15 protein-coding genes, 1 tRNA gene and 2 pseudogenes are annotated in these 15,720 nt (G+C 70.2%); 9 read left to right on the top strand and 9 right to left on the bottom strand.

What is annotated here, in order from left to right:
• Positions 1-13: 13 nt before the first annotated feature.
• The 3 genes from ACIPFH_RS18900 to ACIPFH_RS18910 all read left to right on the top strand — a co-directional run bounded on the left by ACIPFH_RS18900 (position 14) and on the right by ACIPFH_RS18910 (position 2,929).
• On the top strand, positions 14-763 hold the full coding sequence (locus ACIPFH_RS18900; protein ID WP_401827758.1) for a response regulator transcription factor: 750 nt from the start codon (positions 14-16) through the stop codon (positions 761-763).
• On the top strand, positions 760-2,334 hold the full coding sequence (locus ACIPFH_RS18905) for a sensor histidine kinase (RefSeq protein WP_401827759.1): 1,575 nt from the start codon (positions 760-762) through the stop codon (positions 2,332-2,334). The genes ACIPFH_RS18900 and ACIPFH_RS18905 overlap by 4 nt, the downstream gene beginning before the upstream one ends.
• Positions 2,335-2,602: 268 nt before the next feature.
• Entirely contained in the window at positions 2,603-2,929 is a 327-nt protein-coding gene (locus tag ACIPFH_RS18910; RefSeq protein ID WP_401828076.1) for a hypothetical protein, read from the top strand.
• 216 nt (positions 2,930-3,145) lie between these two features.
• On the opposite strand, the gene ACIPFH_RS18915 is transcribed toward ACIPFH_RS18910, so the two are convergent.
• The 5 genes and pseudogenes from ACIPFH_RS18915 to ACIPFH_RS18935 all read right to left on the bottom strand — a co-directional run bounded on the left by ACIPFH_RS18915 (position 3,146) and on the right by ACIPFH_RS18935 (position 6,569).
• A complete protein-coding gene (locus ACIPFH_RS18915) occupies positions 3,146-3,424 on the bottom strand; it encodes a GlsB/YeaQ/YmgE family stress response membrane protein (protein ID WP_401827760.1) in 279 nt (92 codons plus the stop codon).
• Positions 3,425-3,588: 164 nt separating this feature from the next.
• Positions 3,589-3,832 (bottom strand): annotated as a pseudogene (locus ACIPFH_RS18920) (AI-2E family transporter); the annotation flags it as partial.
• A gap of 76 nt (positions 3,833-3,908) precedes the next feature.
• On the bottom strand, positions 3,909-4,262 hold the full coding sequence (locus ACIPFH_RS18925; RefSeq protein WP_401827761.1) for a VOC family protein: 354 nt from the start codon (positions 4,260-4,262) through the stop codon (positions 3,909-3,911).
• Positions 4,263-4,443: 181 nt separating this feature from the next.
• A complete protein-coding gene (locus tag ACIPFH_RS18930; protein ID WP_401827763.1) occupies positions 4,444-5,358 on the bottom strand; it encodes an AAA family ATPase in 915 nt (304 codons plus the stop codon).
• A gap of 2 nt (positions 5,359-5,360) precedes the next feature.
• Positions 5,361-6,569, bottom strand: a complete 1,209-nt coding sequence (locus ACIPFH_RS18935; protein ID WP_401827764.1) for an RNA ligase — start codon at positions 6,567-6,569, stop codon at positions 5,361-5,363.
• Positions 6,570-6,903: 334 nt separating this feature from the next.
• On the opposite strand from ACIPFH_RS18935, the gene ACIPFH_RS18940 reads away from it, so the two are divergent.
• The 3 genes and pseudogenes from ACIPFH_RS18940 to ACIPFH_RS18950 all read left to right on the top strand — a co-directional run.
• A complete protein-coding gene (locus ACIPFH_RS18940) occupies positions 6,904-8,436 on the top strand; it encodes an MFS transporter (RefSeq protein WP_401827765.1) in 1,533 nt (510 codons plus the stop codon).
• Between the two features lie 148 nt (positions 8,437-8,584).
• On the top strand, positions 8,585-9,436 hold the full coding sequence (locus tag ACIPFH_RS18945; RefSeq protein ID WP_401827767.1) for a hypothetical protein: 852 nt from the start codon (positions 8,585-8,587) through the stop codon (positions 9,434-9,436).
• A gap of 4 nt (positions 9,437-9,440) precedes the next feature.
• Positions 9,441-9,503 (top strand): annotated as a pseudogene (locus ACIPFH_RS18950) (hypothetical protein); the annotation flags it as partial.
• Positions 9,504-9,839: 336 nt separating this feature from the next.
• Here the strand turns inward: ACIPFH_RS18950 and ACIPFH_RS18955 are convergent.
• Together ACIPFH_RS18955 and ACIPFH_RS18960 are read right to left on the bottom strand one after the other, a co-directional pair.
• A complete protein-coding gene (locus tag ACIPFH_RS18955) occupies positions 9,840-10,286 on the bottom strand; it encodes a hypothetical protein (protein ID WP_401827768.1) in 447 nt (148 codons plus the stop codon).
• A gap of 601 nt (positions 10,287-10,887) precedes the next feature.
• Positions 10,888-11,826, bottom strand: coding sequence for a GNAT family N-acetyltransferase (locus tag ACIPFH_RS18960; RefSeq protein ID WP_401827769.1), 939 nt, complete (start codon positions 11,824-11,826; stop codon positions 10,888-10,890).
• 227 nt (positions 11,827-12,053) lie between these two features.
• Here ACIPFH_RS18960 and ACIPFH_RS18965 point away from each other — a divergent pair.
• A tRNA-Met gene (locus ACIPFH_RS18965) sits at positions 12,054-12,127 on the top strand.
• A gap of 175 nt (positions 12,128-12,302) precedes the next feature.
• On the opposite strand, the gene ACIPFH_RS18970 is transcribed toward ACIPFH_RS18965, so the two are convergent.
• Together ACIPFH_RS18970 and ACIPFH_RS18975 are read right to left on the bottom strand one after the other, a co-directional pair.
• On the bottom strand, positions 12,303-13,121 hold the full coding sequence (locus tag ACIPFH_RS18970) for an SDR family oxidoreductase (RefSeq protein ID WP_401827771.1): 819 nt from the start codon (positions 13,119-13,121) through the stop codon (positions 12,303-12,305).
• Between the two features lie 201 nt (positions 13,122-13,322).
• Positions 13,323-13,799: a MarR family winged helix-turn-helix transcriptional regulator gene (locus ACIPFH_RS18975; protein ID WP_401827773.1), complete on the bottom strand. Its 477-nt coding sequence runs from the start codon at positions 13,797-13,799 to the stop codon at positions 13,323-13,325.
• A 112-nt stretch (positions 13,800-13,911) separates the two neighbouring features.
• Here ACIPFH_RS18975 and ACIPFH_RS18980 point away from each other — a divergent pair, with 112 nt between their 5' ends.
• Together ACIPFH_RS18980 and ACIPFH_RS18985 are read left to right on the top strand one after the other, a co-directional pair.
• Positions 13,912-15,003, top strand: coding sequence for an epoxide hydrolase family protein (locus ACIPFH_RS18980; protein WP_401827775.1), 1,092 nt, complete (start codon positions 13,912-13,914; stop codon positions 15,001-15,003).
• Between the two features lie 188 nt (positions 15,004-15,191).
• Entirely contained in the window at positions 15,192-15,647 is a 456-nt protein-coding gene (locus ACIPFH_RS18985; protein WP_401827776.1) for a hypothetical protein, read from the top strand.
• Positions 15,648-15,720: the final 73 nt, after the last annotated feature.

The raw sequence follows: 15,720 nt of genomic DNA on the forward strand, positions 1-15,720 counted from the left end.
CCTGGTACCTGAGATGAACGATCCCCGCCCCCGCGGCTTCGGCCGCCCCGCACTGACCCGGACCGACGGCGCCCCGCTCCGGGTCCTCGTCGTCGACGACGACCCCGATCTCGCGGAGGTCCTCTCCGGCGCCCTGCGCTACGAGGGGTGGCAGGTACGTACGGCGGCCGACGGTGTCTCGGCCGTCACCGAGGCACGCGAGCTGCTGCCCGACGCCATCGTCCTCGACGTGATGCTCCCGGACACCGACGGCTTCGCCCTGCTGCGCTCGCTGCGGGCCGTGCGCCCCGACGTGTGTGTGCTCTTCCTGACCGCACGCGACGGGGTCGAGGACCGCATCGCGGGCATCACGGCGGGCGGCGACGACTACGTCACGAAACCGTTCAGCCTGGAGGAGGTCGTCGCCCGCCTGCGGGGCCTGCTGCGCCGGGCCGGCATGGCCCGGCAGCTCGAGGACGGGCCGCGGCTGACCGTCGGCGACCTCGTCATGGACGAGGAGGCCCGCGAGGTCACCCGCGGCGGCGAACTCGTCGAACTGTCCCCGACCGAGTTCGAACTGCTGCGCCTGCTCATGCGCAACCCGCGACGCGTCCTCAGCAAGGCGCAGATCCTCGACCGGGTGTGGTCCTACGACTTCGGCGGGCAGGCCCACGTCGTCGAGTTGTACATCTCCTACCTGCGCAAGAAGGTGGACGCCGGCCGCCCACCCATGATCCACACGGTGCGCGGAGCCGGATACGTGCTCAAGCCGGTCGTCCGATGAGGACGTTGAGGCAGCGGCTCGCGCGACGTCCGCTGCGGCGCGGGGAGCGGTCGTCGCCGTCACGGTTCCCCCGGCCGCACACCCTGCGGGCGCGACTCACCGCCGGCCTCGTCGTGCTGCTCGCGGTCAGCTGCGCGGCCGTCGGGGTGGCGGCGGTGGTGGAGCTGAACGGCTTTCTCACCGGGCGTCTCGACCAGCAGTTGCGCGAGACGGGCGTACGGTTCCCGGCGAGTCTGGAGCACGGTGGGACACTGCCGTCCGACCTCCCCCGGTCCCGAAAGGACTCGACCGGGGAGACCCCCATCGGCGACGAGGACGGGGACGGGGACGGCGACACCCGCCGGCAGACCGTCGGCACCTTCGGAGCCCGGCTCGTCGGCGACACGGTCACCAACGCCGCGGTGGTGGGCTCCAGCACGGGCGCGGGCGCACAGAACGTTCCGCTCGGAGCCGCGGACAGGAGAACGCTCGCCGAGGTTCCCGCCGACGGCGAAGGGCACACGATCGATCTCTCCACGCTCGACGACTACCGCGTGATGGCGGTCCAGGGCCGGGACGGCGACGTCCTGATCACCGGACTGCCCACGGAGCCCGTCGAGGCCACCGTCCACCGGCTGGAACTGGTCGCCGCAGTCGTCTTCGGCGCCGCGCTCGCCGTGGCCGGCTTCGCGGGAGCCCTCTGGGTGCGCTGGTCGCTACGACCGCTCAGCAGGGTCGCCGCGACCGCCACGAGTGTCAGTCGGCTACCGCTGTCCAGCGGCGAGGTGGAACTGTGGCCGCGCGCGCCCGAGGCCGACCCGCGCAGCGAGGTCGGACGGGTCGCCGGTGCTTTCAACACGATGCTCGGCCACGTCGAGGACGCGCTGACCAAACGCCACGCGAGCGAGGAACGGCTGCGCAGTTTCGCCGCCGACGCCAGCCACGAGCTGCGCACACCCGTGGCGTCGGTTCGCGGCCACGCGGAACTGGCGCTGCTGCACCCCGGGCCGGTACCGCACAAGGTGGTGCGGGCCCTGGAACGCATCGAGGCCGAATCGGCCCGCATGGGCGAGATGGTCGACGACCTGCTGCTCCTCGCCCGCCTGGACGCGGGCCGCCCGCTGGAACGTCTGCCGGTCGACCTGACCCGCCTGGTCCTGGACGCCGTGACGGACGCGCAGGCCGCGGGCCCCGGACACCGCTGGACGCTGGAGCTGTCCGAGGAGCCGGTGACGGTACCGGGCGACGAGCACCGGCTCCATCAGGTGCTGGCCAACCTGCTGGCCAACGCCCGCCTGCACACACCCGTCGGCAGCACGATCACCATCTCGCTGGAGACCCGGGACGGCACGGCGGTTCTGAAGGTCCACGACGACGGCCCCGGCGTCCCGCCGGACATCCAGCCCAGGGTTTTCGAGCGCTTCACACACGGGGAGCGTCGACGCACGGAGGGCGCGGACACCGGCACCGGCACCGGCCTCGGCCTGTCGATCGTGGCGGCGGTGGCAGAGGCCCACGGCGGAAGCGTCATCCTCCAAAGCGGCCCGGGCTCGACCACCTTCACGGTACGGATCCCCGCCGACAACGGGTGATCGGATCCCGTCGTCCTCCGGGAAGGCCCCGAGCCCCCCTGACATACGCGTCCACGCGGATGGCCGGCTCGCCGGAGCGACGGCCGCGACGGTGAGGCCCACACGGGCACACCCTCGAACCGTCGGCTGTTTCCAAACGGTCAGGTGCTCAACGCGGCGACGGCGGTAAGTCCGCTGCCCCAATATCGCGTTGTGGGGCCAAGGGCACCGCCATAGGGTCACCGGCATGTCTCTACGACTTCGTATGCGTCAAGCACTGCCGGAAGCGATGCGGGCCCGTGACAAGGCCGCGGTGAGTGCCCTTCGCACGACACTCGCTGCGCTGGACAACGCCGAGGCGGTACCCGTCGAGGAAGCCGAGCTCTGCGGTTCGGCCCTTGAGTATTCGCCGATCGGTGCCGGAGCCACCGAGGCGGCGCGGCGTGAACTGAGCGAGAGCAGTGTGGTGCAGGTCGTGCGCGCCGAGGCCGCCGAGCGACTGGAGGTCGCGGCGCAGTTGACCGCGCTCGCGCACGCTGACCGCGCCGCACGGCTGCGGGCCGAGGCGGCCGTGCTCCTCCGCTTCCTCGACGGCCCCGGCACCGCACAGGACTAGGGCCTCTCGTTCGGAGCAGGCCGGGCTCGCGAGCCCTGGCACCGCACCGCACCTCGCCGCGTTGTCGTCGGTCGCCAGGGCTTGGCGCTGACTCCCTCGGGCGGGCCTGCCCCGCTCACCCGGCGGCGGGTGGGGAGGCGCGCACATGCCGACGGCTCCCACCCTGCGTACAGGGGGGAGCCGTTCACGCGTCAGGACGCGCACGCCGTCAGCGGGTCAGGCGTGCCGGTGCGAATGCCGGTTGCCGGTGACGAGGCGGTAGAGGGCGAGCAGGATGAAGGAGCCGACGATCGCGGCGATCCAGGTGGAGATGTCGAAGAACCCGTCGATGGAGTCGACTCCGAAGATCACCTTGCCGAGCCAGCCGCCGAGCAGACCGCCGACTATGCCGATGAGCATGGTGATGATGATGCCGCCGGGGTCTTTGCCCGGCATCAGGGCCTTGGCGATAGCGCCGGCGAGCAGGCCGATGATGATCCACGCAATGATGCCCATGATGCGTCTCCGCTTCGTCGTGTAAAGACAGTGTTAGCTTCTCGTGTGCACCGTCAGCGCATGAACAAACGTCTCGATGTCGAGTCCTTGACGGCGCAGGGGAAACGGCGCGCCGCCGCTCGCGCGAGGGACGGCCGTCACTCCGAGCGGCGTTCCCTCGGCCTTACGGCGCGGCCTGCCAGGGCGATCGGCCAGCCGATCAGGGGGACGAAAGCGGCCAGAAACTCCAGCAGTGCCAACGGCACCGCGAGTGGCACCCCGGAGCGAACAGCGCGAGGCACACGAGGACCGAGTTGGTCGCCGCCGCCGGCAGGATGCCGTGCGTGCATCCGGTGAAGGTCCGCCAGGCGGCCTGACGGGTGACCATGAAACGGCGCCGTGCCCCTCGGGAAGCCGGTCGCACAACCAATCCCGCCGGACCGCGACGCCTGACCGTACCGAACCGGTGGCGCACCGGCACGTCACCGCTGATGTGAAGACGCCGTCAGGCGGGCTGCCACAGTTCGACGCGATTGCCCTCGGGATCGGTGACCCAGCCGAATCGACCGACACCCTCCATGTCCTGCGTCTCTTCGGCCACGTCCGCTCCCTGGGCGCGCAGTTGCGCGAGCATCGCATCCAGGTCGCCGACCCGGAAGTTGAGCATGGTCTGCTGGGCGCGGGACCCGAAGTAGTCGGTGTCGGACTCGAACGTCGCGAACACCGTCGGCCCGGGTCCCTGACTCCACAGGCCGTTCTCATCGGAGGCCAGGCCCAGGCAATCGCGATACCACGCGCTCAGAGCCGTCGGGTCGGCAGCTCGCAGGAAGTACCCACCGATTCCAAGCACACGTTCCATGCGGCCATCTTGCCAGGACGACGATCAGGCGGGCCGGCACCACACACCGCACCACCACACACGGCACCACCACGGAGGGAGCCCGGACGTCCGCCGGCCCGGTCGGGCCGTGCCCCGGGCCGCCGGGCCCCGGCCGCCTCGCGGTACGGCAGGCGCCCGGGCGGCACCGGCGAGCCGTCGGTCAGAAGCTGCCGTAGTTGACCTGCCAGGTCGGCAGGCCCATACGGCGCCACACGGCGACGACGCGGTCGCGGTCGTCGAGGGAGACCCGTACCGCGAAACGGTGGCGCACATGCCGGTCGAAGAGCTCGGCCTTCACCACATCGTCGCGACGGCCGTCACCGGCGGCACGCATCCACAGCTCGTCGTACGGGATCTCGTGCGCGCGAAGCCATGCCTCAGTCCGCCCGCGGTGCTCCTCACCGCGGCCCGAGAGCAGCACGATGACATCGCCGTCGGCGCTGCGGAAGGAGCGCAGGGCCCCCCGCACCGACACGTTGAGCAGGTCTTCCTCGCAGCGCGTGAAGTCGTAGGCACCCCGGTCGCCCCTGATGGCCAGCGTGCCGTCGATGTCGCACATGACCGCTGAGGGAAGCGCCGGGTCGGCGGTGTACTCCTCGACGGCAGGCTCGTCGTTCAGCCACTCCGCGGTGAGCCGCCAGCCGCCCCTCAGGGACTTCGCGTGCTTGTCGGCCAGGATCCGGATGATCTCCTCGCCGACCGACCTGTCCCGCTCGGCGTCGCGCCGTATGCACTCCTCCACCGGTACGCCGGTGAAGTCGTGCACGACGAACGTGGCTTGTCCCGCCACCGCCGCCTTCAGACGCTTGGGTATGTGCGGCGTCATGTGCGTGTTGTCCACCACGACGTCGAAACCGCCGTCGACCGCCGCCCGCACCGCCGCGTCCTGGATCGCCAGTACGGTCTGCTCGTGCGCGTGCGACCGGCCGCGCTCGGGCACCGGGACGTCCAGCATCGTTCGCAGATCGTCGAGGTTGACACGGCGCATCCGGCCCTCGGACTCCGCCTGCAGCCCGCGCGCGGCGGTCGTCTTCCCCGAGGCCGGAAGCCCCGTCATGACATGTACTACGGGCACGGTCAGTTCTCCTCGTCGGTCTTGAACGGGTCGGATGCCTCCGGCCGGGCGGAACGGTATGTCACGAGCTCGGTCGGGCGCCCGTCCAGGCGCAGGAACATGGCGGGGCGCAGGGTCGCGTCGGGCAGGGCCCCCGCGGCGCGGGCGAAGCCTCCCCGGTCGCCGACGAGATGGGCCAGCGACCGGAACGCCTCGTCGATCGCATGCTCACGGTCGCCTACCTGCTTCTCGATTCCCGCGATGACGCCGCGCACCCAGGCGTCGAACTCGTCGGGCACCTGCTCCAGCAGCGCGTCCAGAGGCCTGCCCCCGGACGCTTCGATGTCCTCGGCCGAGCAGCCGAGCGCCTGGGCCACCTGCTTCGGGGGCAGGCCCGCGAACCGCTGGATGCCGTGACCGCGCCAGATGTCCCGTTCGGTCACGCCGGTGACGACCTTGTGGAGCCGGACGTACTCGGCGAGCTTGGCCTTTGCCCGTACACCCGAGGCGAAGCGCAGCACGAAGCCCTCGGCCTCGGTGCCCGTGGCCGCCCGGCCGCCGGGCAGCCGGTTGGCTTCGGCCAGGGACAGGAGTTCGGCGAGCGGCATGGCGGGCCACACCGTGACGACCGATCCGATGTCATGCCAGTGGGACGCCGCCTCGGCCAGGGCGACCTCGATGCCGTCCTTGGCGAACGCGGCCAGCAGCACCAGGTCGCGACGCTCGCCGTAGTCGACGACGATCCGGTTCTGCGGGTACAGGATCTCCGCAAGGTAGGTCACCCCGGGAACGAGGCCGGAGGTGTCCTTCCCGTCGAGCAGCCGCTGCGCCCAGGTGGCCTGGGTGCTGATGAACGAGCCCTTGGACGCGACTCGCCAGCACCCGGCGTAGTGGAATACCACAGCCAGGCTGCCGTCGACCTTGTCGTACACCTCGAACGGCTCGTCCGGGAGGGCGGGCGCGTACGGCTGACCGGCCTCGTGCTCACCGACGTTGAAGAACTTCGGCAGCGGAAGCGCGACGATCTCACCGGTGCCGTCGTCGGCGACGAGGCCGCGGCAACTGGTGGTCACCCGGTTCCAGACGCGCTCGTACTGGCATGTCCTCGTGTACGTGTAGATGGACAGCGGCAGTTCCGGGTGCGGCTTGCGCGTGACGTGCCCCGCTTCGAGCGCTGCCGCCAACTCCTGCGGCGGCAGCAGCTCCTGAAGAGTCAGGTAGGCCTGGCTCATGTGTTCCTCCCCTTGCTGGTCCCTGATTGTCACGTGGGGGAGGGCCGTTGAACACCGATTTTGCTCGGTGGCCCCTCCGGGACGCGCAGGTCGCGGGGCGTCCTCCGGCAAGACCGCGTACCGCGCACGCGTGTCCCGCAGGACCGCGAGCCGGGTCAGGAGCCGGGCGCCCCCGACAACTCGGCCCGCTCCCCGGCGGACTCGGGAGCCTGGGCGTGTCAACAGTCACGCGTGAGCGATGCGAAAGCGGGCAGCAGCATCGATACGCACCGAAAGCACCTGGCGCCTCACTGAGCGCGAAAGGTCACCTCACGCAAGACGGTAAGGAACTGCAGTGTCTGACGCACTGACCGACGGGCAGCCCGAACCAGCCCGGTCCGGGCCGACCGGATCGGCCGGTCTGCCCGCACAAGTCCGACAGGACCTGACGCGCAGGCTGAAGCGGAACAAGCGCCCCTTCCGCGACGAGGACGTCCAGGTCGTCGAACCACCGCTGCTCCGGCGCGCGGTCGGCGCCTCGGCGCTCGGCAACTGCATGGAGTGGTTCGACTTCGGCGTCTACAGCTACCTCGCCGCCACGATCGGAAAGGTCTTCTTCCCCGGAGCGTCTCCCGCCGCGCAGGTGGTCTCGTCCTTCGCCACCTTCGCGGCGGCGTTCGTCGTACGCCCGCTCGGCGGCCTCGTCTTCGGGCCGCTCGGGGACCGCCTCGGCCGGCAGAAGGTACTCGCCACCACCATGATCATGATGGCGGTCGGCACGTTCGCCATCGGTCTCATCCCCAGTTACGCCACGATCGGCATCGCCGCACCGATCCTGCTGTTGCTCGCCCGCATGCTGCAGGGCTTCTCCACCGGTGGTGAGTACGGGGGCGCGACCACCTTCGTCGCCGAGTACTCGCCCGACCGTCGCCGAGGCTTCCTCTCCAGCTGGCTCGACTTCGGCACCTTCGTCGGCTACGCGCTGGGCTCCGCCCTGGTCACCGCGCTGAATCTCGCCCTCAGCGACGCGCAGATGCTCTCGTGGGGCTGGCGGATCCCGTTCCTGATCGCGGGCCCGCTCGGGGTGATCGGCCTCTACATGCGTCTCAAGCTCGAAGAGTCGCCCGCCTTCCAGCAGCAGCTCGACGAACACGAACAGAGCCTTGCCAAGGAATCGGCGGGCACCGAGTTCAAGACCATCGTCAAGAACCACTGGCGTGCCCTGCTCATCTGCATGGGACTGGTGCTGCTCTACAACGTCACCAACTACATGGTCACGGGATTCCTGCCCACCTATCAGACGGAGACCCTCGGCCGTTCCAGCAGTTCCGCGGACGTCCTCGTGCTCGTGGGCATGCTGTGGATCGTCCTGCTCATCACCTTCCTCGGCAGGCTCAGCGACCACGTCGGCCGCCGCCCCCTCTATGGCTACGCGGCGGCGGGCATGATTTTGCTCGCCGTCCCCTCCTTCATGTTGATCAGGATGGACGGAACCTGGCCGCCGGTCTTCGGAGTGCTGATCCTCTCCACCCTGCTGGCGTGCTTCGCCGCGCCGAGCGCCGCGACGCTGCCCGCGCTGTTCCCGACGGCCGTCCGCTACGCCGCCATGGGCATCGGCTTCAACTTCGCGGTGGCCGCGTTCGGAGGTACCACCCCGCTGGTCACGGAGGCACTGGTGAGCCTCACCGGAAACGACATGATGCCCGCGTTCTATCTCATGGCGGCCGGCGCCATCGGATTGCTCACGGTCCGTTTCCTGCCGGAGAGCGCCCAGGTGTCTCTTCGCGGCTCCCAGCCCATGGTGGGATCGAGGAAGGAGCGACGGGAACTGATCGCCACCTCGCAGGAGCTGTACGAGGTCGGTCGGGAGACGTCCGGCCGCCGCTGACCCTCGTCCCCGAGCCGGTGTCCGTCACCGCGACGCGCGGGACACGGCCGTCCGTCCGCTGCTCTCGCGCGTCTCATGATTTCACCACCCTCATCTCCCTATGTCCGTATGCTGAGCCCCTTACGCCAGGCAGGCAGCGGGGGGCGCCATGACGGAAGCCGGCAAAGGCCAAGAGACGCCTGCGAAGGAAACAGGGCGCCGCGTTTCCTTGAAGGCCCTTGTGGGCGTGGCGGTTTTCTCGTACCTCGTCTCCCGGACACTCATGGGCGGCGCGTGGTATCTGCCCGTCCTGTTCCTGGCTGTGGTCGCGGTCGTCTTCGTCGTACGGAACGTGCGTCAGGCGCCCATGGCGGGCATGGCGGAGGTCCGGCGCGAGGCCGTGCAACTGCTGCCCCTGACCAGGAGGTTGGAGAGGGCGCAAACACTGGGCGAGGCCGGTGACCTCGCCGCCGCCGTGGAGCTGATCGACTCCGTCGCCGCCGATTCGGCCACCGCGCGGCTGCCCTTGCTGGCGGCCAACGTGGCCATGATGCGCAGCGACATCGCGGCCGCGCAGGGCGACCTGCCCACCGCCGAACGGGAAGCGCTCATCGCGGTCCACCACCAGGAGCAGGGCGAGAACCGCTCCACCCGGTCGGAGGCGTTGGAGAAACTCGGCAAGATCCAGCTGGTGCTGGGCCGGAACCAGGAGGCCTACGACACCATCACACGGGCGGTGGAAGTCGGGGCGGATACATGTACCGGCTCAGCCGGGTGCGTGCGGAGCTCTACCTCGCCAACCTCGCCCTCGACGCCGACGACTTCCGCCGGGCGACAGAACACGCCACGGCTGCACGGAAGTTCGCCGCCAAATGGCGCTGCCGGCCGCAACACGCCATCGCCTGCGACATACTCGCCCTGCTGGCGCTCGCGGAGGACCGCGTCGACGATGCCGCCCGGTGGACCGCCGAGGCCGCACGGTGCGCTACGTGTCGACCGATCCGGATCCGGCCCGCCGTGATCTCGTGCTCCAGCGCCCGATCGCCTGGACGGGGCCGGGTGACGTGCCGCGCACCCCGTCACCGGCCGTCTGCGTCTTCGTGCCCGGAGCACTGGTGCGCGTAGTGCACATCAGCTACCCGCCGCCATCACCACCGTCACCACCACCGTCACCGCCACCGCCGCCGCCACCACCCTCACCGCCGCCCGGCACCGCGCCTGCCCCTTCCCAGGCGCCATGTTCGGCATCCACTGCGACACCGGTACTCCACGGTTTTCGGAGTCTTTGCCGCCCCAGTCTTTCCTGCTGCGGTCCTTTCGGCGGCCGACCGCTGATGTGTGACTGGACGACCGTCGGCCGCCGGCGGCGTCGACCGCCCTGACGCCGCTGCGACCACCCCGTCATTCCCCGTCTTCGGCCGCGGTCAGCAGGCGTCGTACTTCCAGGCGTCGCCCTCCAACGCCCACGGCTGCTTCGTCCGGTCGAATTTGGGCAGGCCCTCCACCTTGTAGGTGGCCGTGCCGACGTCGCCCGACACGTCGGCCTGTACGTCAGCGGCCGGGTGGTCGGGCCCGTAGTCCGTCTTCGCCTGCGTCACGACACCGGCGTACGCGTCCTTGGTGATCTTCTTCGCGCAGCGCGCGGACAGCATGGCGTACGCGGTGTCGGTGTCGGCGGCGAAGTAGGCGGAAGTGTAGACGGCGACGGCGGCCTTGAGGTCGTCGCCCTCGTGCTCGGCGGGAACACTGATGGTGGGCTCGGCGGCGGGTGTTCCGCTGTCGCTCGCGGCCGGGGCGTCGTCGGACGAGGAGCAGGCGGTGAGCGCGGCGAGGAGCAGAGCTGTCGTGGCGATGGTTGCGCGGGTGCGCATGGTTGTCCCCCCTGGACGGTGATGCTTGAGGGGGCATGGTGTCATGGCGGGGACGAGTGAGGGCCCGGCCGACGGGATGTCGGCGAGGCACTGTGACCAGGCTGCCACGGGGATGTGACAGTCGGGCGCGTGAGCCGTTCAGCTCGCGCACCCCGGCACTCGTTCGTCCCTCGGATCACGTACGTCAGCGAAGGTCAGTGGCCCACCATAGGTGTGTCCGAGTGCCGGGGTCCCGGCCTGCTGAACCGGGTGTGGCCGCAGGTGCTGAAGCGGGTGTGGCCGCAGGTGCGCCCACTGCGTGTGAGCCGGCGGGCCCACCGGCCCGAACGATCGGGCGATCATCGAGGAAGCGGCTGTGCGCCGGCAGTGCCATCCGCCGGGCCGGCAGATGTCCACCAGGCCATCACTCGGGCCGCCATCGCGTCGGGCCGCAGGCCCACAGGATCGAGGCCGAAGAGCTCCTGCAGCTCGTGCCGCAAAAACTCACCGACTTCCGTCTGTCGAACGTCATGACGGTGCCGCAACGGGCTCGGGCGGCCGCCACGGTATCGGCGCGCCGGGCTGCCGAGGAGGCGTCGATCGAGTGCGCCGACCATGTCGATCACGACTGACAGCGCCCCGGAGGATCCTCCTGCCAGCGGGGAAGGACGATCGAACGGCTTTCCTCAAGGACTTGGTAGCCGGCGCTCGTGTACAGGTTCATCGCCACCCGGTTGCCGCCCCACACGGTGAACATCAGAGCCGAGTCGCCGGCTTCGAGCGTCGCCTGTTCGCCGGCCGCCATCGCGGCCCGACCGTAGCCTTTGCCGCGGTGCTCCTCCTGGATGTACAGCGAGTAGCCGTAGGAGACTTCCGGGAGGTACCCGTGCTTCAACCAGCCGGTGCCGATCCGTTCGCCCGCTGCCTCGAGCACCAGGAAGGTGTTGCCGGGCGTCGCCAGGCCCTCGGGGATCAGCTGCGCGAAGTCGCGGTCGGACTTGCGTACGGCCTCCTCGGGGCTCAGAGCCCCCGCCCGGACGATGTCGCCGACGTAGGCGACCTTCTCGGCGGCGAGCCACTCGGGATATTCGGCCGGTGCCATCGGCCGTGAGGTGACGCCGTCGACCGGTTCCGGCGGGGGACCGACCCGCCGCGTTCGAAGCTGGCCGCGGACGTGGTACCCGCCGAACAGCTCGCCGGCAGGCTCGGTGAGCCGTACGTCCAGCCGGCGGGCGCCGTGCTCCGCGCACCATTCCTCGGCCCAGTCCCGGGCGGCCTGCTCGTGACCCTGGCCGGCGTGGGGCGCGTCGATGCGGAGATCTCCGATACGGCCCGCGAGCGTGCCGTTGTCGTCGGCCACGGCCACGGCGACGTACCCCACGCGGGTCCCGGCTTCTGTGATCTCGGCGACGACCCAGGCTCCGATGCCGGCGTGTATTTCCTCGACCTTCCGCTCCGTCGCATCGGCACCGAGCCCGGCCGCCGTGTACGAGGCGCGTAGCCGCCGTTCGAAGTCCTTCTGCCATTCCGCGCTGTCACCAAGGATGCTGAATTCAGTCACCTGATCACACTAATCGCGTTGTCAGCGACCTGAGTTGGTGATTTTCGGTATGGACGCCCCTCGCGCTCGCGCACTCGCCGCAGTGCTACCGGCAACCGGCGCACTCGCCCCATCCGATGAGTCGGGCACCACAGCGAGCGCCTTGGAGGCCGGCTGCTCCCGGACGCGTGGTCGACGCCGCCCCGGGCATCGACACCGAGAACGCCGTGTAGAGTGGGGATTACCGACGCGGGGTGGAGCAGCTCGGTAGCTCGCTGGGCTCATAACCCAGAGGTCGCAGGTTCAAATCCTGTCCCCGCTACGAGAAGAAGGGGCCCGGCATCGCCGGGCCCCTTCGCTTTTTGCAGGCTGGTGGCGACGGGCCGGCTGGGCACCCCGGCGATAACCGGCCGGGAACGTCCGGAAGCCCGCGGTGAGCGCCCCGGACGCAATGGTGATCGGACGCTCTTGCTCGGAGATCGCTGGTCATCGCGGGCTCAGCGAAGGAACTCGCGGGCGCCGCGGAGCCTGGTCCGCAACCGCTCCTGAGTCGCGCCGCTGTCCAGGCGTACGTCGAGGCCCCCGGGGAAGGGGGACTCGGCCCGGCGCCCGGCCGGCAGCCGCGTGCCGTCGAGGCCATCGCGCCGGGCGATCAGTACACCGAGTTCGTGGCGGCTCAGGGCGTCGGGCCCGGCGAGGTGGAACATCCCGGCCGCGTCGGACAGCGCGAGCTCCCACAGGGCGGAGGCCAGGTCTTCGACATGGACCGGACAGCGGATGTCGTCGGTGAACAGGACGCCGTCGCGGGTGCCCTCGGCCAGGGCGTGCACCATGCGCTCGTGCGCGGACCGGCCGTGTCCGATGATCAGTGAAGTGCGGGCGACGACGGCCGTCGGCACGAGGAGCCGCACCGCCGTCTCGGCAGCGGCCTTCGCGGCGCCGTACGGGCCGAGCGGATCGGGCAGGCAGCTCTCGTCGTAACGCACGCGCGCACCCGAGAACACCGCGTCGCTGGAGACATGGACCAGGCGGCAGCCCTGTTCGGCAGCGGCCAGCGCCACGCGGACCGCGCCGTCGGCGGTGACCGCCCAGTCGGCCGCGCCGCTCGACGCGTTGACCACGACTGACGGGGCCACCTCGGCGATCATCCTGCCGATACCCGCAGGATCACGGATGTCGAGTGGATGCCAAACCACACCGTCGGCCCCGCCGGGCCGGGAGGCGAACGTCGCCGACGTCGCCCGCCCCGCCGCGATGGACTGCCGGATCAGTTCGGCGCCCAGGAATCCGCTGCCCCCGATGATCAGGACCGTCATGGACCGACACGATATCCAACGCGGCACCGAGATACCGGCGAGTGACGAGGCCCCTTCGCATGGACGCCCGTCGTCCAAGATCTGCGCCGGAACCGCTCCCCGCCGAAGCAATCACTGCGGGGAGGCCGGTCGGGCGCGTCGCCGGTATGAGCGCCGGAGGCTTCCGCCGCCGCCGGGCCGCCGCAGGGGGGGGCAGATGGGCTATCGCGCGTCGTGCGGGCGTGGATGCGGGGGGTGGTGGTGCTCGGTCAGGATGGTGAGCAGGCTGGTGAGTTCGTCCTGTTGGACGGGGGTGAGGGGGGCGAGGAGTTCACGCTGGGCGTCGGCGATGAGCGTGTCGAGTCGCTCCAGGCGGCGGCGGCCGGTGGGGGTGAGGGTGATGACGTTGCGGCGGCGGTCGGCGGGGTCGGGTGCGCGGCGGATGTACCCGGCGCCGCCGAGTTCGTTGAGGACGGCGACCATGTCGCTGCGGTAGATGCCGGTGCGGCGGCTGAGTTCGGCCTGGCTGGCGGGGCCGGCCTCGGCGAGCGCGACCAGCACGGCGAAGTGCCACTTGCGAGCGTCCTCGGCGGCCAGGCGCTCGCTGACGAGCCGGTCGGCGACGACCGCGGCCCCGGCGAGCAGGCGACTGGGGATGGCGCGCAGCCGGGCCGGTGTGGGTTCGGGGGTCGGGCTCATGAGGGAATCCTACCTCTTGCGTTAGTGTCACTAACGGTCTACTTTCGTTAGTGGCACAAACGTTCACCTTGCGAACGTTTAGGTGACAAACGAATACTCTGGAGTGAAGACCATGATCAAGCGATTCCGCATCGACATCCCCCAGGCCGACCTCGACGACCTGAACGACCGGCTCTCCCGCACTCGTTGGCCCAACGAGGTGGATGACGCCGGGTGGGACTACGGCTTCCCGCTGGCGCGGCTCAAGGAGCTCGCCGAGTACTGGCGCACCGACTACGACTGGCGTGCGCATGAGGCCGAGCTCAACGAGCTTCCGCACTTCACCACCGAGATCGACGGCCAGAACATCCACTTCGTCCACGTCCGGTCCGCCAAGCCGGACGCACTCGCGCTGATCCTCACCCATGGCTGGCCCGGTTCGTTCCTGGAGTTCCTCGAGGTGATCGAGCCGCTGTCGCGCGACTTCCACCTGGTGATTCCGTCCATCCCGGGTTACGGCTTCTCGGGACCGACCCACGATCGGGGCTGGGACGCCGTCCGGATCGCGCAGGCCTGGGCGGAGCTGATGCGCCGCCTCGGGTACGAGCGCTACGGCGCACAGGGCGGCGACTTCGGCTCGGGCATCTCCGCGGCGCTGGGCGCCGTGGCGCCCGAGCAGGTCGTCGGGGTCCACGTCAACTATTTGCCGGTCCGGCCGGACCCGGACGCCGGCATCGAACTGTCCGAAACGGACGAAGCCCGGCTGGACAAGATCCGGCGGCTGATGGCCGATCGTCCGCCGTTCCAGGCGCTGCAGGCCCTGACCCCGCAGACGATCGGATACGCGCTCACCGACTCGCCGGTCGGCCAACTGGCATGGATAGCCGAGCGCTTCGCCCAGTGGACCGACCCCCGGGCGCCGATCAGTGACGAGCGCATGCTGACCGACATCTCGCTCTACTGGCTGACCGCCACCGCGGCCTCCTCCGCGCGGCTGCACCACGATGCGCCGCGCGGAAAGAGCGTGCCGTGCCCGGTGCCCATGGGCGTGGCGGTGTTCGCGCACGACATCACGCAGTCGGTGAGACCGCTGGCCGAGCGGCTGTACGACATCCAGCACTGGTCGGAGTTCGACCGCGGTGGCCACTTCGCCGCGATGGAGGTGCCGGAGCTGCTCGCCGAGGACGTCCGGGACTTCTTCCTCGCGCGCGTTCGGCAGGACTAGGGGATGTCCGGGCGGTCACCGCGGGAACACTGGCCGACATGCCTGAAAGAGCCGGAGCTCGACACCCGCCGACCCAGCGACAGTTGGACGTACAGCTGCGCGAACTCGTCTCCGCGGGTCGGTTCGGCCCTGATGTGGAGGGAACCGTTCCGGCGTGGTGCCGTATCTGGCCCGGAGTGAGTCTCGTGATGTTTTTCCTCGGACTGTTCTTCATGGCCGGATGGGCGCCGGCCATCGCTGCGCTGGTGTACGCCGTTGTCGCGCTGGTGCGTATCTGGCCGCAGGACTGGGTGCGGCGCGGCGGGCACCCGGCGGTACGGTTGCTGGTGCCCACGCCCGCGTACCTGCGCCTCGACGTGGCGCTCACCGTGTTGGCCCTCCTGGTCGACCTGTGGCTCGTGTCGGCGGCCGTCGTGTTCGGCTCGGACGGTGTCTTCACCGAGGACTGGATGGGGTACCCCGGCATGACGGATCCCAGCGGGCAGGGCTATCAGGCCGCGGTGGTGAGCATGCTGCGTACGACGGCGTGGTGGACGTTCGGGATCGCGGTCCTGTGCCGGTGCTGGAAGACGGCCGGCGTGCAGGTGTGCGTCCTGCCGTTGGCGGCTTGGTGGATCGGATCGTTCGACACCTACTACACCTGACGTGGGCCGCCGGCCACGGACCCACGACCCGCACTCCCGAGCCGAGCCCAGCGGCCGTCGGCGGGACGGTGGT

The sequence above is a fragment of the Streptomyces sp. NPDC088157 genome, from assembly GCF_044741545.1.
Lineage (GTDB): Bacteria > Actinomycetota > Actinomycetes > Streptomycetales > Streptomycetaceae > Streptomyces.

Coding starts and splice junctions, on each gene's coding strand:
- ACIPFH_RS18925 (WP_401827761.1), bottom strand. CDS start 4,262: ATGGAACGTGTGCTTGGAATCGGTGGGTACTTCCTGCGAGCTGCCGAC.
- ACIPFH_RS18905 (WP_401827759.1), top strand. CDS start 760: ATGAGGACGTTGAGGCAGCGGCTCGCGCGACGTCCGCTGCGGCGCGGG.
- ACIPFH_RS18900 (WP_401827758.1), top strand. CDS start 14: ATGAACGATCCCCGCCCCCGCGGCTTCGGCCGCCCCGCACTGACCCGG.
- ACIPFH_RS18935 (WP_401827764.1), bottom strand. CDS start 6,569: ATGAGCCAGGCCTACCTGACTCTTCAGGAGCTGCTGCCGCCGCAGGAG.
- ACIPFH_RS18910 (WP_401828076.1), top strand. CDS start 2,603: ATGCGGGCCCGTGACAAGGCCGCGGTGAGTGCCCTTCGCACGACACTC.
- ACIPFH_RS18955 (WP_401827768.1), bottom strand. CDS start 10,286: ATGCGCACCCGCGCAACCATCGCCACGACAGCTCTGCTCCTCGCCGCG.
- ACIPFH_RS18915 (WP_401827760.1), bottom strand. CDS start 3,424: ATGGGCATCATTGCGTGGATCATCATCGGCCTGCTCGCCGGCGCTATC.
- ACIPFH_RS18985 (WP_401827776.1), top strand. CDS start 15,192: ATGTTTTTCCTCGGACTGTTCTTCATGGCCGGATGGGCGCCGGCCATC.
- ACIPFH_RS18975 (WP_401827773.1), bottom strand. CDS start 13,799: ATGAGCCCGACCCCCGAACCCACACCGGCCCGGCTGCGCGCCATCCCC.
- ACIPFH_RS18945 (WP_401827767.1), top strand. CDS start 8,585: ATGACGGAAGCCGGCAAAGGCCAAGAGACGCCTGCGAAGGAAACAGGG.
- ACIPFH_RS18970 (WP_401827771.1), bottom strand. CDS start 13,121: ATGACGGTCCTGATCATCGGGGGCAGCGGATTCCTGGGCGCCGAACTG.
- ACIPFH_RS18980 (WP_401827775.1), top strand. CDS start 13,912: ATGATCAAGCGATTCCGCATCGACATCCCCCAGGCCGACCTCGACGAC.